Source organism: Alterinioella sp. B-7 (genome assembly GCF_056857775.1).
In genome coordinates, this window is sequence record NZ_JBSXNT010000032.1 from 417651 (window position 1) to 432820 (window position 15170).

Here is a 15170-nt window from a genome sequence, read left to right on the forward strand (position 1 = left end):
GTCACGCGCCTTGCCAGCGGCGCAGCATCCAGTACCATTGATCCGGCCTCTGCAAGATGCGGGCCGAGAGGCTGTCATTGAAGGCCCGCGTCATCGTGGTGGGGTCGCTATGGGCGATGGGGCCTTCGAATTCGACCGTGAAGCTGGCGCCATCGGCGCTGCGGGTGCCATAGGCGGGCACCATCGGCAGGTCGTATTTCAGCGCCAGCTGCGCCGCCGAGACCGATGTCAACGCATCCAGGCCCAGAAACGGCAGCCGCTGGCCATCGGCGTATTTCTCATCCAACAGGATCGCGATGACGCCGCCGACGCGCAGATGGGCGACCATTTCCTTGGTGCCGCCAAAACCGGTGGCGACGATCGGCCTGCCGCCGGCCTCGATTCCGGCCAACAGGCGGCGCTGGTAATGGCGGTTGGTTTGCGGGCGGTAGACCGCGCCGGTCTCCATCCCCCGCGCCCGCAGGACGGCACGCACCGCCTCCCATTGGCCGAAATGGCCGGACACGATGATCGCGCCCTTGCCGGCGGCCCGCGCGGCATCGAGCGCGTCCAGACCGGGACCGGAGACGGAGAACCGGCTCAGGCGGGTGGCAAATTCGGCCCCGTGATAGATCTCGAACAGGGTCTGGCCCATGTTGCGGCCCATGTCGCGGCAAAGCGTCATCCGCGCGTCGCGCGCCATATCGGGAAAGATCCGCAGCAGTTCACGGTCGAATCTGCGGCGCGCGGGGGGAAACCACCGCATCGTCCAGCCGACCACCTTGCCGAGCGCACGCGAGCGTCGCTCAAAGGCACGCCCCCGCGAATAGACGAGCGCCGACCACAGCGGGAGATACCTGACATGTTGCCAGGCTGATTTGACCGGACGTGTGAGCATGGTGTGTCTATGGACGCACTGCCACGAAGAACCAAGCATTAACGTCGCGAACCGCAAGAATGGCCGCGGACCGGATCGGACGTAACATGCGTCTTCGGCAACAAGAAACGGGCGAACCGATGCGGCACGCCCGTTTCTTCACCCGTGGTCTGCCCAAAGGGGCGAAGCCTTGGTCGTTGTCAGGCTACCAATCGCATCGGATTTCTCCGCCTCTCGCACGCTGCGGACGAACGCGAAAACCGACACAGACACTGGTGAAACCCGAAACGACCTACGCCAGCGCGATGTTGGTCGCGCTTTCGCGGCCGTCGCGGCCGGGCTCGATATCGAAGGTCACTTTCTGGTTGTCGGCCAGACCGGTGAGGCCCGCGCGCTCAACCGCGGAGATGTGCACGAACACATCCTTGGACCCGCCATCGGGTGCGATGAAGCCGTAGCCTTTGGTGGTGTTGAACCATTTGACGGTGCCAGTTGCCATCGTCGTCTTCTCCTAGGTAGTGCTGCCCGCAGTATGCGGCAGGTCGGCTCTGTCAGTGCAAGATCGAGGGACTGAGCCGAAAGGAGCAGTATGGTCGATAGTGGTAACGTCGCAGGCAAAAATATGTGAGGGAATCAGTTGAAATGCAAGGGATTTGAGATTTTCGGAAGCGGCATCGGCAGATTTCGGCATGCCTGACTGCCCTCACGTCACCCTGCCCTTTGAGGGTGCCTAAAAAACGGCCTGACGGTGATCAATCGGGCGGCATCAAACCGGCCAGAACCTCCGCCGCCGCCGCATCGGGCGAGGTGGTCCCGGCGGCGACCTCTGCCCCCAGATCGCGGATCCGCGCGCGCGTGTCGGGGTCTGAGGTGAGCCGCGCCAGGAGGCCGCTCTGCACCTCCTCCTCGAACCAGTGGCGGGCCTGCTCGGCGCGGCGCTTGTCCCAATGGCCGTTTGCCTTGCGCCAGTCGGCCAGCGCCCGCATCTCGTCCCAGGCCCTCGCCAGCCCGTCGCCCTCGACCGCCGAGACCGCCAGCGCCTTGGGAAAGCCCTCGGGGTCATTGGCGCGTTTGCGCATCAGGCGCAGCGCGCCCGCGTAATCGGCGCAGGTGCGGGTGGCGGTGGATTTCAGGTCGCCATCGGCCTTGTTGACCAGGATCAGGTCGGCGATCTCCATGATGCCGCGCTTGACGCCCTGCAACTCATCCCCGCCCGCGGGCGCCAGCAGCAGCACGAAGATGTCGCACATCTCGGCGACCATGGTTTCCGACTGGCCCACGCCCACGGTCTCGATCAGGATGACGTCGAAATCGGCGGCCTCACACAGCGCGACCGCCTCGCGCGTGCGCCGGGACACGCCGCCCAAATGGCTGAGCGAGGGCGAGGGCCGGATAAAGGCGTTCTTCTCGCGGGACAGGCTCTCCATCCGGGTCTTGTCGCCCAGGATAGAGCCGCCCGACCGGGTCGAGGACGGATCGACGGCCAGGACCGCGACGCGCAGGCCGGCCTCGATCAGCATCATCCCGAACGCCTCGATGAAGGTGGATTTGCCCACCCCCGGCGTGCCGGAGAGGCCAAGGCGCAGCGCCTGCCGCCCATGGCCCGACAGCGCCTCCAAGAGCGTCGTCGCCTGCGCCCTGTGATCGGCGCGGGTGCTTTCGACCAGCGTGACGGCGCGGGCCAGCGCACGGCGTTCGCCCTTCAGGATACGCTCGGGCAGATCGGCGGGCAGGCGCGGGTCCGGCATGGCGCGGCGGTCCTTTCGTCTTGGCGCGGTGTCTGGACGCAACCTTGTCGTCTTGGGCGGAATTGTCCAGAGCGGCGGCCGTGCCCATGATTGCGGGAACCTTGGCCCGATTCCGGTGTTATGCCTGCAACCGTTTCCGAAGAGTCATGTTTCCCCCGTGCGTTCCGAGACCCGAGTTGAGACCCGCGACACCCCGTTCCTGATCGTCTTCGCGATGATCGCCGGTTTCCTTCTATGGCAGGGTCGTGATTTGCCCCTGGCCGCCGAGAACGGCCCCCTCGAAAACCTCCAGATCGCGGTGCTGCTGTTGGCGGCAGGGGTCTTCCTCGACCGGATCGCCCGGCTTGCCGCCCGGATCGAGACCCCACGGGCCGCCGCCGCGCTGGCCTATAGCCTGGTGCTGATCTGCGTGCCGCTGATCGGGGCCGCGCGCGAGACCACCTTTGGCCGCAACCTCGGCCTGCCGCCGCGGGGCGTGACCGGGGTCGAGGTCGCGCTGTCGGTGCTGACGCTGGCATTGCTCGGGGCGGCGCTGACGATCTGGGTGCGCAAGGTGCCCGACCGGCTTGCCGCTTTTCTACGCCTGCTGCGCTCGCCGAGCAGCCTGCGGATCGGCGCGGCGGTCGCGGTCTTCGCGCTGTCGATGGCGTTCGAGAAGGGCGGGCTTGGCCTGCCGCGCAGCGAGGTCTGGGAGGAGATCGTCGAACTGGTCGCCTTCGGGCTGATCCTGCGCGCCGCGATGCTGGCGGGTGAGGGACCGGTGCGGGCCGCTTGACCTTGGCCGGATGAGCCCCTCCTTATGGGCGCGACCCCCGCCGAGCCGAATGAGACCGCCCTGCCCCCTGTCCTGCCCATAGATGCCGTCCTGCCCGACCTGATGGCTGTGCTGTCCCGCGCGGGGCGGGCCGTGTTGCAGGCCCCGCCGGGGGCGGGCAAGACCACGCGGGTGCCGCTGGCGATGCTGGACCAGGTCGAGGGACGCATCCTGATGCTGGAGCCGCGACGGCTGGCCACCCGCGCCGCCGCCGAACGCATGGCGGAAACGCTTGGCGAAGCGGTCGGGCAGACCGTGGGTTACCGCGTGCGGGGCGACAGCAAGACCGGGCCGGAGACGAGGATCGAGGTGGTGACCGAGGGCATCCTGACCCGGATGCTGCAAGGCGACCCCGAGTTACCGGGCATCGGCGCGGTGATCTTCGACGAGTTTCACGAACGGTCCTTGAACGCCGATCTAGGGCTGGCCCTGACCTGGGAAGTGCGCGGCGCCCTGCGCGAGGATCTGGTGCTGCTGGTGATGTCGGCAACACTGGATGCGGGGCCGGTCGCGGCGCTGTTGGACGACGCGCCGGTGATCACCTCGCACGGGCAGAGCTTTCCGGTCGAGACCCGTTGGCGCGACCGGCCTGCGCCCGCGCGCGAGCGGCTGGAGACCAGCGTGGCGGAACTGATCCGTACGGCGCTGGCCGAGGCCGAGGGCGGTATCCTCGCCTTCCTGCCCGGCGAGGGCGAGATCCGGCGGGTGGCGGGGCTGCTTGGCGACCTGCCCGACAGCATCGCCCTGCATCAGCTCTTCGGCGCGATGCCATTGGCGGCACAGCGCGCGGCGCTCAGGCCCGACCCCGCGAAACGCAAGCTGGTGCTGGCAACGGCGATTGCCGAAACCTCGCTGACCATCCCCGATATCCGCGCCGTGGTCGATGGCGGGCGGGCGCGCCGGGCGCGGTTCGATCCCTCCTCGGGCATGGCGCGGCTGGTGACAGAAGCTGTCTCGCGCGCCGAGGCCGACCAGCGCCGGGGCCGCGCCGGCCGCGTGGCGCCGGGGGTCTGCTATCGCAACTGGACCAGGGGGGCCGAGGGCGCCCTGCCCGCCTTTCCGCCCGCCGAGATCGAGGCGACGGACCTGGCGGGGCTGGCGCTGGACCTGGCCGAATGGGGCGCGGGCGACGGCGCGGGGCTGGCCTTCCTCACGCCGCCGCCCGAAGGCGCATTGGCCGAGGCGCAGGCGCTGTTGCGCGGGTTGGAGGCGCTGGACGGTGAGGGGCGGATTACGCCGCATGGGGGCCAACTGGCCCGCATCCCGCTGCATCCGCGCCTCGCGCATATGCTGGCGCTTGGCGGCAAGGGGGCGGAACGGCTGGCCGCGATCCTGGCCGAGCGTGATCCCCTGCGCGGACAGGGCACCGATCTGGGGCTGCGGCTGCGGGCATTGGATGACCCGAAGGCACTGAACGCCGATCCGGGCGCGGTCGCCCGGATCAGGGCCGAGGCGAAACGGCTGGCGCGGTTTGCCAAGGGCCCCGCGCGCAGCCTGGGGGAACAGGCCGCACTTGCCTATCCCGACCGGATCGGGCTGCGCCGCAAGGGGAGCGCCCCGCGCTACGTCCTCTCCGGAGGCAAGGGCGCGGTGATGCCCGATGGCGACGCGCTGGCCGGGCAACGTCTGATCGTGGCGACCGATCTGGACGGCGACCCGCGCGAGGCGCGTATCCGGCAGGCGGTGGCGCTGAACGAGGCGGAATTGCGCGGGCTCTATGGCGGCCAGATCGCGGCGCGCAGGGTGTGCCACTGGTCACGGCGCGAAGGCCGGGTGATGGCGCGCGAGCAAGAGGTGTTCGGCGCGCTGGTCTTGCAGGACAAGGCGTGGAAAGGCCCGCCAGAAGAGGCCGTGACCGGCGCGCTGCTGGAGGGGCTGCGCGCGCTCGGGCTGGAGGCACTGAACTGGACGAAAGCGGCGCGCCTGTTGCGGGCGCGCATTGCCTATTCCGGCGTTGCGGACATGTCGGAGGCGGGCCTGCTGGCGCGCGCGGAGGACTGGCTTGCGCCCTACCTGACGGGCTGCACCAGCGCCGCCGACCTGCGCCGCTTCGACCCCGCGGACGCGCTTCGTGCCAGCCTGACCTGGGACCGTATGCAGGACGTCGACCGGCTGGCCCCCGCCCACTGGACCACCCCGATGGGCCGCCGGGTGCCGGTCGATTACAGCGGCGACCAACCGGAGATCTCGTGCCGCGTGCAAGAGGTCTTCGGCACCACGAAACACCCGGTGATCGGGCCCGAGCGCCTGCCCATTCGCATGGTGCTGCTGTCCCCCGCCAGCCGTCCCGTCCAGGTGACGCTGGACCTGCCGGGCTTCTGGGCGGGCTCCTATGCCGACATGCGCAAGGACATGCGCGCGCAATATCCCAAGCATCCCTGGCCGGAAGACCCGGCAAGCGCCGATCCGACACTGAGAGCCAAGCCGCGCAAGGGGTAACCCGGGTCAAGTCTGTCTGCATCTCCTTTCATTTTGCCAGAAAAACCTCGGGGTCGTCATTGTTGCGCCATTGGTCCGAGCGACAATGACGACGGCAGAGCCCCGGCGGATCGACGCGCGCCAGCGCGGCGACACCCCTATTGTGGCCCGATCCGCCCTTCTGCATCGACCGCATAGCCCCAGCCGCGCAGCAGGGCAGCGGCGGTGGGATGCACCCTCTCGGAGGGATCGCGGCCCGGTTTGCGGCGGTGGCGCAGCGGAAAGAGCAAGCCCCACCCGCGCAGATTGCCCGCCGAGGGCACGCCCGGATCGGTCAGGTAGCGACCGCGCCAATGCGGCGGCAGCACCAGCCCCGCCGCCTCGGCGCGTTCCAGCATCCAGACCAGCGGGATATTCGACAGCGGCCGCGCCGCGTGCCAGTCACCGAGATTGCCGCCGACATCGCCATGCGTGCCGCGAAACCACATCTGCACGATATCGCCCTCGCGCTCGGGCGGAACATCCCACAAAAGCGGCGCGTAAGCATCTCGCGTCTCCTCCAGTGCCAGCGCGTGACTGCCCTTTTGTGTGGCGGGCCCGAGCCTGTGATTGTGGAACTCATGCGCCTGCGGCGCGAGCCGCCATAGCACCGGCCAGCGTACACCAAGCGCCCGCACGCAATCATAGACGCCCACCATGGTGATCTCGACGCGCGGATGGCAACGCGTCTCGCGGAAGGCGCGGGCCGAGGCCCCATCCGGTTCGCGCTCATAGAGGTCATAGAGCCGCGCCATGGTTTCTTCGGTGATCTGCGCGGGCCGCATCAGGCCGAGCTTGTCAATGAGCCCCGCCAGGCTGCGCACCGCAAACGCCCCGCGCGAATACCCCATCAGGAAGATCCTGTCGCCGGGGCGGTAATTGCGCGCCAGGAACAGGTAGCTGCGCTTGATCTGGCGGTTGATGCCGATGCCCGCGATGACCTCGACAGATCGTTTGAGCCCGCGCCACTGGATGCCGGGCTCGTAATAGACCATCAGGTTGGCGGCGGGACCGACCTCGGACAGAAGGCGGTAGGTCAGGCCGATATTGGTCTCGTAACCGCGCTTGAGGCTCGACATGGTGCCGTCGAGCAGCACGACATGGGTGCGGGCGGCGCGGGTGTCGGCAAGCCGCGGCTCAGGCCGGCTGCGAAAGCCGCGCAACCGGGTCAGGAACCCGCCCCTAGCGGCCATGACGCCGCCTATCGTGTTCAACCGCGTGCATTTATCCGCTGCCCCCACCTTGACCCTATTGGTAGCAACCGCGCCGCCGCTGTCCAGAGGGCGCAAATCGCCGCAACCGGGGCGCGCGCAGTCTTGGCCTTTGGCCGCGAAGCCGTTAAGTCACGTCCGACAGTGGAAACAGGATATGCGGGCGATGGAAAAGAGCTTTGACGCGGCCGAGGCCGAAGCGCGGATCACGGCGAAATGGGACGAGGCAGGGGCCTTCGCGGCGGGGGCGAATGCATCGCGGCCCGAGACCTTCACCATCATGATCCCGCCGCCCAACGTGACCGGCGCGCTGCATGTCGGCCACGCCTTCAACAACACGTTGCAGGATATCCTCGTGCGCTGGCACCGGATGCGCGGCTTCGACACGCTGTGGCAGCCGGGGCAGGACCATGCGGGTATCGCCACGCAATTGCAGGTCGAGAAGATGCTGGCGGCGGAAGGCAATGAAAGCCGCCGCGAGATGGGGCGCGAGAGGTTCCTGGAGAAGGTCTGGGAATGGAAGGGCAAATATGGCGGCACCATCGTCGAGCAGTTGAAGCGCCTGGGATGCTCCTGCGACTGGGACCGCAACGCCTTCACCATGGCGGGCGCGCAGGGCGACCCGCGCACGGGCCATGAGAACAGCCCCGATTTCCATGATGCCGTGATCAAGGTCTTCGTCGATATGTACGAAAAGGGCCTGATCTATCGCGGCAAACGCCTCGTGAACTGGGATCCGCATTTCGAGACCGCGATTTCCGACTTGGAGGTCGAAAACACCGAGGTCGACGGCCATATGTGGCACTTCAAATACCCGCTCGCGGGCGGAGCCACCTATGAATATGTCGAGACCGACGAGGATGGCGTTGAGACCCTGCGCGAGACGCGCGACTATATCTCCATCGCCACGACCCGGCCCGAGACCATGTTGGGCGACGGCGCGGTCGCGGTGCATCCCTCGGACGCGCGCTATGCCCCCATCGTGGGGCAGCTTTGCGAGATCCCCGTCGGGCCAAAGGAACATCGCCGCCTGATCCCGATCATCACCGATGAGTATCCGGACCCCGATTTCGGCTCGGGCGCGGTGAAGATCACCGGCGCGCATGATTTCAACGATTATGAAGTGGCCAAGCGCGGCGGCATCCCGATGTATCGCCTGATGGATACGAAGGGCGCGATGCGGGCCGATGGCGCGCCCTATGCCGAGGCGGCGGAGCGCGCGCAGGAGATCGCGAACGGGGCCGACTTCACCGGCACCGAGGTCGATACGCTGAACCTCGTGCCCGATGACTTGCGCGGGCTGGACCGGTTCGAGGCGCGCAAACTGGTTGTCGCGCAGATCACCGGCGAGGGGCTGGCGGTCACGCATGAGGTGACGCGCAAGGACAAGGAAACCGGCGAGGAGATCACCGAAACCCTCCCTTACGTCGAATCCAAGAAGATCATGCAGCCCTTCGGCGACCGGTCCAAGGTTGTGATTGAGCCGATGCTGACCGACCAGTGGTTCGTCGATACCGCCAAGATCGTCGGCCCGGCGCTGGACGCGGTGCGAAAGGGCGACGTCACCATCATGCCCGAGAGCGGTGAGAAGGTGTTCTTCCACTGGCTGGAGAACATCGAGCCGTGGTGCATCTCGCGCCAGCTCTGGTGGGGGCATCAGGTGCCGGTCTGGTATGGTCTCGACCTGTCCGCGCCGGATTTCACCGATGACGAGGGCGACGGCACGCTGGACCATGTCGAGCTTGGCCGCCTCTTGGTGACCGAACATATGGTCCATGCCGGCGAAGCCGCCGAGTGTGGCGCTGCGCTGGAAGACATCACCCCGCGCTTCAAGGATCGCATCGCGTCGCTGCCCACGCCGCTCAACCACGCCCGCATCACGGAAGTGGCCGACCGGGGCGCCGCCGAGGAGATGCTGGCGCATAGCTATGCGCGCTACGAGGTGACGGAAGACCCGACAGAACTGCTTTATCCCGTCTGGCGTGATCCCGACGTGCTGGACACCTGGTTTTCCTCCGGGCTCTGGCCCTTCGGCACGCTTGGCTGGCCCAATTGGGACGAGAGCACGAAGAAATACTTCCCCACCGATGTGCTGATCACCGGGCAGGATATCCTCTTTTTCTGGGTCGCCCGGATGATGATGATGTCCCAGGCCGTGACGCAGCAGAACCCGTTCCACACCGTCTACCTGCACCAGCTTGTCCGCGACGAGAAGGGCAAGAAGATGTCGAAGACCACAGGCAACGTGATCGACCCGCTGGAGATCGTGGATGAGTTCGGCGCCGATGCCTTGCGCTTTACCAATGCGTCCATGGCGGCGCTTGGCGGCGTGCTGAAACTGAGCGTCGACAAGATCAAGGGCTACCGCAACTTCGGCACCAAGCTCTGGAATGCCGCGCGCTTTGCCGAGATGAACGACTGCAAGCCGGTGGACGGGTTCGACCCCGCCAGCGTGACCCAGACCGTCAACCGCTGGATCGTGGGTGAAATCGCACGAGGGCGCATTGCACATGACGAGGCGCTGGCCGCCTACCGCTTCAACGACGCGGCAAACGGGCTCTATGCGCTGGTCTGGGGCAAGGTCTGCGACTGGTATCTGGAATTTGCCAAGCCGCTCTTCGCAAGCGGTGACGAAGCGGTGATTGCCGAGACCCGCGCCACCATGGCCTGGGTGATCGACCAGTGCCTGATCCTGCTGCACCCCGTCATGCCCTTCATCACCGAGGAACTGTGGGGCGAGATCGCCGCGCGCGACACCCTGCTGGTGCATCGGGACTGGCCGGAATACGGCGCGGAACTGATCGACGCCGAGGCCGATGCCGAGATGAACTGGGTGATTTCGCTGATTGACGAAATCCGCTCGGTCCGCGCGCAGATGCACGTGCCCGCCGGTCTGAAGGTGCCGCTGTTGCAGGCGGAACTGGACGCGAAGGGCCAGGCCGCCTGGGACCGCAACGAAGCGATGATCCTGCGGATTGCCCGCGTGGAAGGTGTCAGCCGCGTCGATGCCCTGCCCAAGGGGGCCGTCACCATCGCGGTCGCGGGCGGGGTCTTCGGATTGCCGATCGCCGACCTCATCGACGTGGCCGAGGAAAAGGCGCGGCTTGAGAAGGTGTTGGGCAAGCTGGCGAAGGAGTTGGGGGGCCTGCGCGGGCGGCTGAACAACCCGAAATTCGCCGAAAGCGCCCCGCCGGAAGTGGTCGAGGAAACCCAAGCCAACCTCGACGCGCGCGAAGAGGAAGAGGCCAAGATCAGGGCCGCATTGGCGCGGCTGGAAGAGGTCGCCTGATGGCGGGCTCGCTGACCTATACCAAAGGCGATGCCACCGCGCCGGAGCCCCGCCCCGCCATCATCGCGCATGTCTGCAACGATGAGGGCGCCTGGGGGAAGGGCTTTGTCATTGCGCTCTCGGAAAAATGGTCCGCGCCCGAGCAGGCCTATCGCGACTGGTACGCCAGCGGCGAGGGCTTCGCGCTTGGTGCGGTGCAGGTGGTCGAGGTGGAGGACGGTCTCTGCGTCGCCAACATCATCGGCCAGCACGGCATCCGTCCCCAGGGACCGGTGCCGCCGATCCGCTACGAGGCCATTGAGGCGGGCCTCTGCGAGGTGGCGAAGCGCGCCGCCGATCAAGGCGCCAGCGTTCACATGCCGCGCATCGGGGCAGGGCTGGCAGGCGGGTCATGGGAGAAGATCGAGCCGCTGATCGAAAAATGCCTGGTCGAGGCGGGCGTGGACGTGACGGTTTACGATCTGCCGTGACGGTGGGAAGGTACGCAGAAGCGCACTCTACAGCCCAAAAATGATGTCGCACCATCTGTTCGTTGCAGCTCCGTCCGTCCTCGTCAGGGGATGAGCCGTGTCACGGCCCCCGCGCGCTTGAACATGGTGTCCCGGTTCCACCATACGACGCAGCCCGCAACAGCCACCAATATCAACGTGTCATAAGGTTGCGCGTCCGGCCAGAACGGGTTGATCAACTGCCAATGGAACAGCATTGGCCATTGCAGGCTGCCCTTGGCGCGGTTGAAGATCTGCGTCACCAAAATCGCCAATGTGATGTTGCCGACGAGGAACGGCAGGAAATTCCAGTCGCCGAAGACCGTCCCCGACAGGAAGAACGCCGGGAGGTGCCAGATGCCCCAGACCGTGCCGATGAGCACCCCTGCCCAGACCGGGGCCATGTAACGTTGGAGAATGGGTTGCGCGACGCCACGCCAGCCGAACTCCTCGATCGGGCCAAGAAAGAGCATCATGAAGAGCAGCGCAATCATGGGGCCAATGCCCTCGGGTGGCATTGGTGCCAGAACCGGCCCGCCCTTCAGGATCGAGCCTGCTATGTAGACCAACGGGATGCCGACGGCGACAAATGCTACCCATCCGGGTGCGCAGCGCCATATGAGAAGTCGTGAGAGGAAAGCCCTCAGCCCGCGCAGGCCTGCGAAATAGAGGATCAGTACAAAGGCTGAAATCGCCGGTGCCCAAGTGGCCAGAAAGAAAAACGGGTGAGTGCCGCTGATCTGGCCGAACGTGGTTGCGGCCCAATCAGGTCGGAGCACATAAACCCCGATCAATCCCCAGGTGATGGTGAAGGTCAGACCGACAAAGGCCATTATGGCGGAAGACGGGATCGCATGATGCGAGCGGGGCTCTGTGGGCTCTCTCATTGGACCTAGCCTTGTATCTAAGCTGATGGCCGACAATAGACTCGTCGCGTTCACCGAGACATGATGTCGATCAAATCCCCCGATTTGCGCAGTAGGAAGTGGAGACCGCAAAGGTGAGTGACCTCGCACGATGCGTGCCCGTCCCAACCAACCACCCACCCTCCCCCTTGCGAAACCCGCCCCAACCGCGCATTCATTCCCCCCATGTCCAACCCCAACTACACCCCGCTTGTCGCCCGCCTGCCTGCCTCGGTTCCCTTTGTCGGACCAGAAACGCAGGAACGGGAGCGAGGCAGGCCGTTCGCCGCCCGGCTCGGCGCGAATGAAAGCGTCTTCGGCCCCTCGCCGCGCGCCATCGCCGCCATGGCCGAGGCAGCGCGTGAGGCATGGAAATACGGCGATTCCGCCTCGCATGAATTGCGCCACGCGCTGGCCACCCATCACGGCATCGCGATGGAGCATATCCTTGTTGGCGAGGGCATTGACGGGCTGCTTGGCAACCTCGTGCGCCTGCTGGTGGCCGAAGGCGACGCGGTGGTGACCTCGCAAGGGGCCTATCCTACCTTCAACTACCATGTCGCGGGCTTTGGCGGCGTTCTGCACAAGGTGCCGTTCAAGGGCGACCATGAAGACCCCGAGGCGCTGATCGCCAAGGCGCGGGAGACCGGGGCCAAGCTGGTCTATATCTCGAACCCCGACAACCCGATGGGAAGCTGGCACGGGGCCGACGTGATCGAGCGCATGATCGCCGCGGTGCCCGAGGGCTGCCTGCTGGTGCTGGACGAGGCTTATTCAGACACCGCGCCCGAGGGCGTGATCCCGCCGCTCGCGCCGGACACCCCGCGCGTGATCCGGATGCGGACCTTCTCCAAGGCCTACGGGCTGGCGGGGATGCGGTTGGGCTATGCGATTGGCTCCAGCGCGCTGATCGCCGGGTTCGACCGGATCCGCAACCATTTCGGCGTCGGGCGCCTGGGGCAGGCCGCGGCCCTCGCCGCCGTTCAGGATCAGGAGCACCTGCGCGACACGGTCGCCCGGATCGGCGCGGCGCGCGAGACCATCGCCCGAATCGCCCGCGACAACGGGCTGACGCCCCTGCCCTCGGCCACGAATTTCGTCGCCATGGATTGCGGCCATGACGGCGATTTCGCGCGCAAGGTCGTGGCGGGTCTTGGGGCGCGCGACATTTTCGTGCGGATGCCCTTCACAGCCCCGCAGGACCGCTGCATCCGGGTTTCCTGCGGGACCGAGGCCGACCTTGCGGCCTTTGCCGGGGCGCTGCCCGGCGCGCTTGCGGACGCGCGCGGCTGATCCCGCTGGTCACCCCGCCGCCACCACAGCCGCCGCCGCGTCCAGACCCCCGGCCCCGTGCGGGATATCCAGCGCGATCATCCCGGCCTGCATCGCGCCAAGCACGCCCATCACCATATGCGCGTTCACGTGGCCCATGTGGCCGATGCGGAAAATACCGCTCGCCTCTGGCATTTCCGCGCCGAGCGGCTTGCCGAGGGTCACGCCGGTTTCCGCCTCCAGCCAGGCGCGCAACCGGTCGCCCTGCCCCTCGCCCATGCGGATCGTGGTCACGGAATGCGACCGCGCCGCCAGGTCGGTCATGTTGAGCGCCACGTCACTGCCCTGCCCCCAGGCCTCGACCGCGGCCCAGATGGTGCGCGCCAGCGCGGCGTGGCGCGTCCAGACGGCCTCCAGCCCCTCCTCGTCCAGGATCATGTCGAGCGCTTCGCGAAGCCCGTAGAGGTGATGCGTCGGCGCGGTGCCGCCGAAATGCTGGTAGAACATCTCGGGCCGGGCACGCAGGCGCCAATCCCAATAGGGCGTGGCCAGGTCGGCGGTCTCTCTCGCGCGCGCCGCGCGGGGCGAGAAGAAGACGAAGCCCATGCCCGGCGGCACCATCAGCCCCTTCTGGCTGGCCGAGACCATCACATCGACGCCCCAATCATCCATGTGGAATTCGTCCACCGCCAGGCTGGCGATATTGTCCGAGAACAGCAGCGCCGGATGGCCCGCGTCGTCCAGCGCGCGGCGCACCCCGGCAATGTCGCTGCGCCCGGAGGAGGAGGTCTCGACATGCACCGCCAGCACGCCCTTGATCCGGTGGTCCCTGTCGGCGCGCAGCGCCTCGGTCAGGCGGGCCAGGTCGACGGGCTTGCGGCTGTCACCGGGCAACATCTCGACCTCGATCCCCAGACCCTGCGCCGTCGCGCCCCAGCCCCGGCCGAACTGCCCGGTATCCAGGACGAGGACCTTGTCGCCGCGTGACATGGTGTTGCTGAGGGACGCCTCCCAGGTGCCGTGGCCATTGCAGATATACATCGCCACGTCATGGCTTGTCCGGGCGACACGGCGCAGGTCGCGGACGATGCCATGCGTCATCTCGACCAACTCACCGATATAGATGTTCGGCGCGGCCCGGTGCATCGCACGCAGCACCCGGTCGGGCACCACCGAGGGGCCGGGGATGGCAAGATATTCGCGGCCATTGGCGAGGCTCATGGCGGGTCCTTTCTGACGGGTTGTGAAATCGGTATCGTGGCGGTCGGGGATGGTCAATCGGGGACCCTCTGGCCGTTGGGGAGAGACACGCATATATGGGGCAGGATACCGAAGGAGGACGCCCGCCATGACCGCCGAAACCGCAGCCGACCGGACCGTATTGCGCCTGACGGGGTCAGAGCGCGGCGATTTCCTGCAAGGGCTGGTGACGAATGACGCGAGGCCCGGCGCGCTGGTCTATTCCGCGCTGCTGTCGCCGCAGGGCAAGTACCTGGCCGATTTCTTCCTGCTGGACCGGGGCGAGGATATCCTGATCGACGTGAAGGACGATCTGGCCCCCGCGCTGGCACAGCGGCTGGCGATGTACCGCCTGCGCGCCGATGTGCGGATCGAGGAGACGGACCTGGAGGTCACGCGCGGGCGCGAGGACGGACCGGAGGGCAGCCACCCGGATCCGCGCGATGCGGGGCTTGGCTGGCGCGCCTATGGGATCGCGGGCGAGCGTCAGGTGACGGATTGGGACGCGCTGCGCGTGGCGCATGTCATCCCCGAGGCGGGTGTCGAGCTGATCCCCGATGACAGCTATATCCTGGAAATGGGGTTCGACCGGCTGAACGGCGTCGATCATCGCAAGGGCTGCTATGTGGGCCAGGAAGTGACCGCGCGGATGAAGCACAAGACGGAATTGCGCAAGGGGCTGGCGCAGGTCGAGATCGAGGGCACGGCGCCGGTCGGAACCGAGATTCTCGCGGGTGAGAAACCGGCGGGCAGACTGTTCACGCAATCGGGGGGCAAGGCGCTGGCCTATCTGCGCTTTGACCGGGCGAAAGGGGCGTTGACGGCGGGTGAGGCTGCGATCCGCTGGCCGGAGGGGGCGAAATCCTGACACAGGATTTCACGAGTTCTTTT

12 protein-coding genes are annotated in these 15170 nt (G+C 66.9%); 6 read left to right on the forward strand and 6 right to left on the reverse strand.

All coding sequences use genetic code 11. The features are described from left to right. Position 1: 1 nt before the first annotated feature. The 3 genes from AC13C7_RS11725 to meaB all read right to left on the reverse strand — a co-directional run bounded on the left by AC13C7_RS11725 (position 2) and on the right by meaB (position 2604). Positions 2–877 carry a lysophospholipid acyltransferase family protein gene (locus tag AC13C7_RS11725; protein ID WP_482867577.1) on the reverse strand — a complete coding sequence of 292 codons (876 nt, stop codon included), beginning with the start codon at positions 875–877 and terminating at the stop codon, positions 2–4. Between the two features lie 271 nt (positions 878–1148). Further along, on the reverse strand, positions 1149–1355 hold the full coding sequence (locus tag AC13C7_RS11730; protein WP_172320772.1) for a cold-shock protein: 207 nt from the start codon (positions 1353–1355) through the stop codon (positions 1149–1151). Positions 1356–1608: 253 nt separating this feature from the next. After that, positions 1609–2604: a methylmalonyl Co-A mutase-associated GTPase MeaB gene (meaB, locus tag AC13C7_RS11735; RefSeq protein ID WP_482867578.1), complete on the reverse strand. Its 996-nt coding sequence runs from the start codon at positions 2602–2604 to the stop codon at positions 1609–1611. 157 nt (positions 2605–2761) lie between these two features. On the opposite strand from meaB, the gene AC13C7_RS11740 reads away from it, so the two are divergent. Continuing rightward, complete coding sequence (locus tag AC13C7_RS11740; RefSeq protein WP_482867579.1) at positions 2762–3379, forward strand: hypothetical protein; 618 nt, start codon at positions 2762–2764, stop codon at positions 3377–3379. Positions 3380–3403: 24 nt separating this feature from the next. Next, entirely contained in the window at positions 3404–5857 is a 2454-nt protein-coding gene (gene hrpB / locus AC13C7_RS11745; RefSeq protein ID WP_482867580.1) for an ATP-dependent helicase HrpB, read from the forward strand. A gap of 137 nt (positions 5858–5994) precedes the next feature. On the opposite strand, the gene AC13C7_RS11750 is transcribed toward hrpB, so the two are convergent. Next, entirely contained in the window at positions 5995–7068 is a 1074-nt protein-coding gene (locus tag AC13C7_RS11750; RefSeq protein WP_446120800.1) for a DUF2235 domain-containing protein, read from the reverse strand. A gap of 184 nt (positions 7069–7252) precedes the next feature. Here AC13C7_RS11750 and AC13C7_RS11755 point away from each other — a divergent pair, with 184 nt between their 5' ends. Both AC13C7_RS11755 and AC13C7_RS11760 read left to right on the forward strand, forming a co-directional pair. Continuing rightward, positions 7253–10375: a valine--tRNA ligase gene (locus AC13C7_RS11755; protein ID WP_482867581.1), complete on the forward strand. Its 3123-nt coding sequence runs from the start codon at positions 7253–7255 to the stop codon at positions 10373–10375. Continuing rightward, on the forward strand, positions 10375–10845 hold the full coding sequence (locus AC13C7_RS11760) for a macro domain-containing protein (protein ID WP_482867582.1): 471 nt from the start codon (positions 10375–10377) through the stop codon (positions 10843–10845). Before AC13C7_RS11755 ends, AC13C7_RS11760 begins: the two co-directional genes overlap by 1 nt. Before the next feature lie 83 nt (positions 10846–10928). On the opposite strand, the gene AC13C7_RS11765 is transcribed toward AC13C7_RS11760, so the two are convergent. Next, positions 10929–11696, reverse strand: coding sequence for a CPBP family intramembrane glutamic endopeptidase (locus tag AC13C7_RS11765; protein WP_482867583.1), 768 nt, complete (start codon positions 11694–11696; stop codon positions 10929–10931). A 258-nt stretch (positions 11697–11954) separates the two neighbouring features. Between AC13C7_RS11765 and AC13C7_RS11770 the strand changes: the two genes are divergently transcribed. Further along, positions 11955–13061, forward strand: a complete 1107-nt coding sequence (locus AC13C7_RS11770) for a pyridoxal phosphate-dependent aminotransferase (RefSeq protein WP_482867584.1) — start codon at positions 11955–11957, stop codon at positions 13059–13061. Positions 13062–13070: 9 nt separating this feature from the next. On the opposite strand, the gene AC13C7_RS11775 is transcribed toward AC13C7_RS11770, so the two are convergent. After that, on the reverse strand, positions 13071–14261 hold the full coding sequence (locus AC13C7_RS11775) for a pyridoxal-phosphate-dependent aminotransferase family protein (RefSeq protein WP_482867585.1): 1191 nt from the start codon (positions 14259–14261) through the stop codon (positions 13071–13073). A gap of 127 nt (positions 14262–14388) precedes the next feature. Here AC13C7_RS11775 and ygfZ point away from each other — a divergent pair, with 127 nt between their 5' ends. Further along, entirely contained in the window at positions 14389–15147 is a 759-nt protein-coding gene (gene ygfZ, locus AC13C7_RS11780; protein WP_482867586.1) for a CAF17-like 4Fe-4S cluster assembly/insertion protein YgfZ, read from the forward strand. Positions 15148–15170 lie beyond the last annotated feature (23 nt).

What these genes read in the sequence shown, in the direction of transcription:
- hrpB (WP_482867580.1), top strand. Translation starts at nt 3,404, where the DNA reads ATGGGCGCGACCCCCGCCGAGCCGAATGAGACCGCCCTGCCCCCTGTC.
- AC13C7_RS11760 (WP_482867582.1), top strand. Translation starts at nt 10,375, where the DNA reads ATGGCGGGCTCGCTGACCTATACCAAAGGCGATGCCACCGCGCCGGAG.
- AC13C7_RS11750 (WP_446120800.1), bottom strand. Translation starts at nt 7,068, where the DNA reads ATGGCCGCTAGGGGCGGGTTCCTGACCCGGTTGCGCGGCTTTCGCAGC.
- AC13C7_RS11765 (WP_482867583.1), bottom strand. Translation starts at nt 11,696, where the DNA reads ATGGCCTTTGTCGGTCTGACCTTCACCATCACCTGGGGATTGATCGGG.
- ygfZ (WP_482867586.1), top strand. Translation starts at nt 14,389, where the DNA reads ATGACCGCCGAAACCGCAGCCGACCGGACCGTATTGCGCCTGACGGGG.
- AC13C7_RS11755 (WP_482867581.1), top strand. Translation starts at nt 7,253, where the DNA reads ATGGAAAAGAGCTTTGACGCGGCCGAGGCCGAAGCGCGGATCACGGCG.
- meaB (WP_482867578.1), bottom strand. Translation starts at nt 2,604, where the DNA reads ATGCCGGACCCGCGCCTGCCCGCCGATCTGCCCGAGCGTATCCTGAAG.
- AC13C7_RS11725 (WP_482867577.1), bottom strand. Translation starts at nt 877, where the DNA reads ATGCTCACACGTCCGGTCAAATCAGCCTGGCAACATGTCAGGTATCTC.
- AC13C7_RS11730 (WP_172320772.1), bottom strand. Translation starts at nt 1,355, where the DNA reads ATGGCAACTGGCACCGTCAAATGGTTCAACACCACCAAAGGCTACGGC.
- AC13C7_RS11775 (WP_482867585.1), bottom strand. Translation starts at nt 14,261, where the DNA reads ATGAGCCTCGCCAATGGCCGCGAATATCTTGCCATCCCCGGCCCCTCG.
- AC13C7_RS11770 (WP_482867584.1), top strand. Translation starts at nt 11,955, where the DNA reads ATGTCCAACCCCAACTACACCCCGCTTGTCGCCCGCCTGCCTGCCTCG.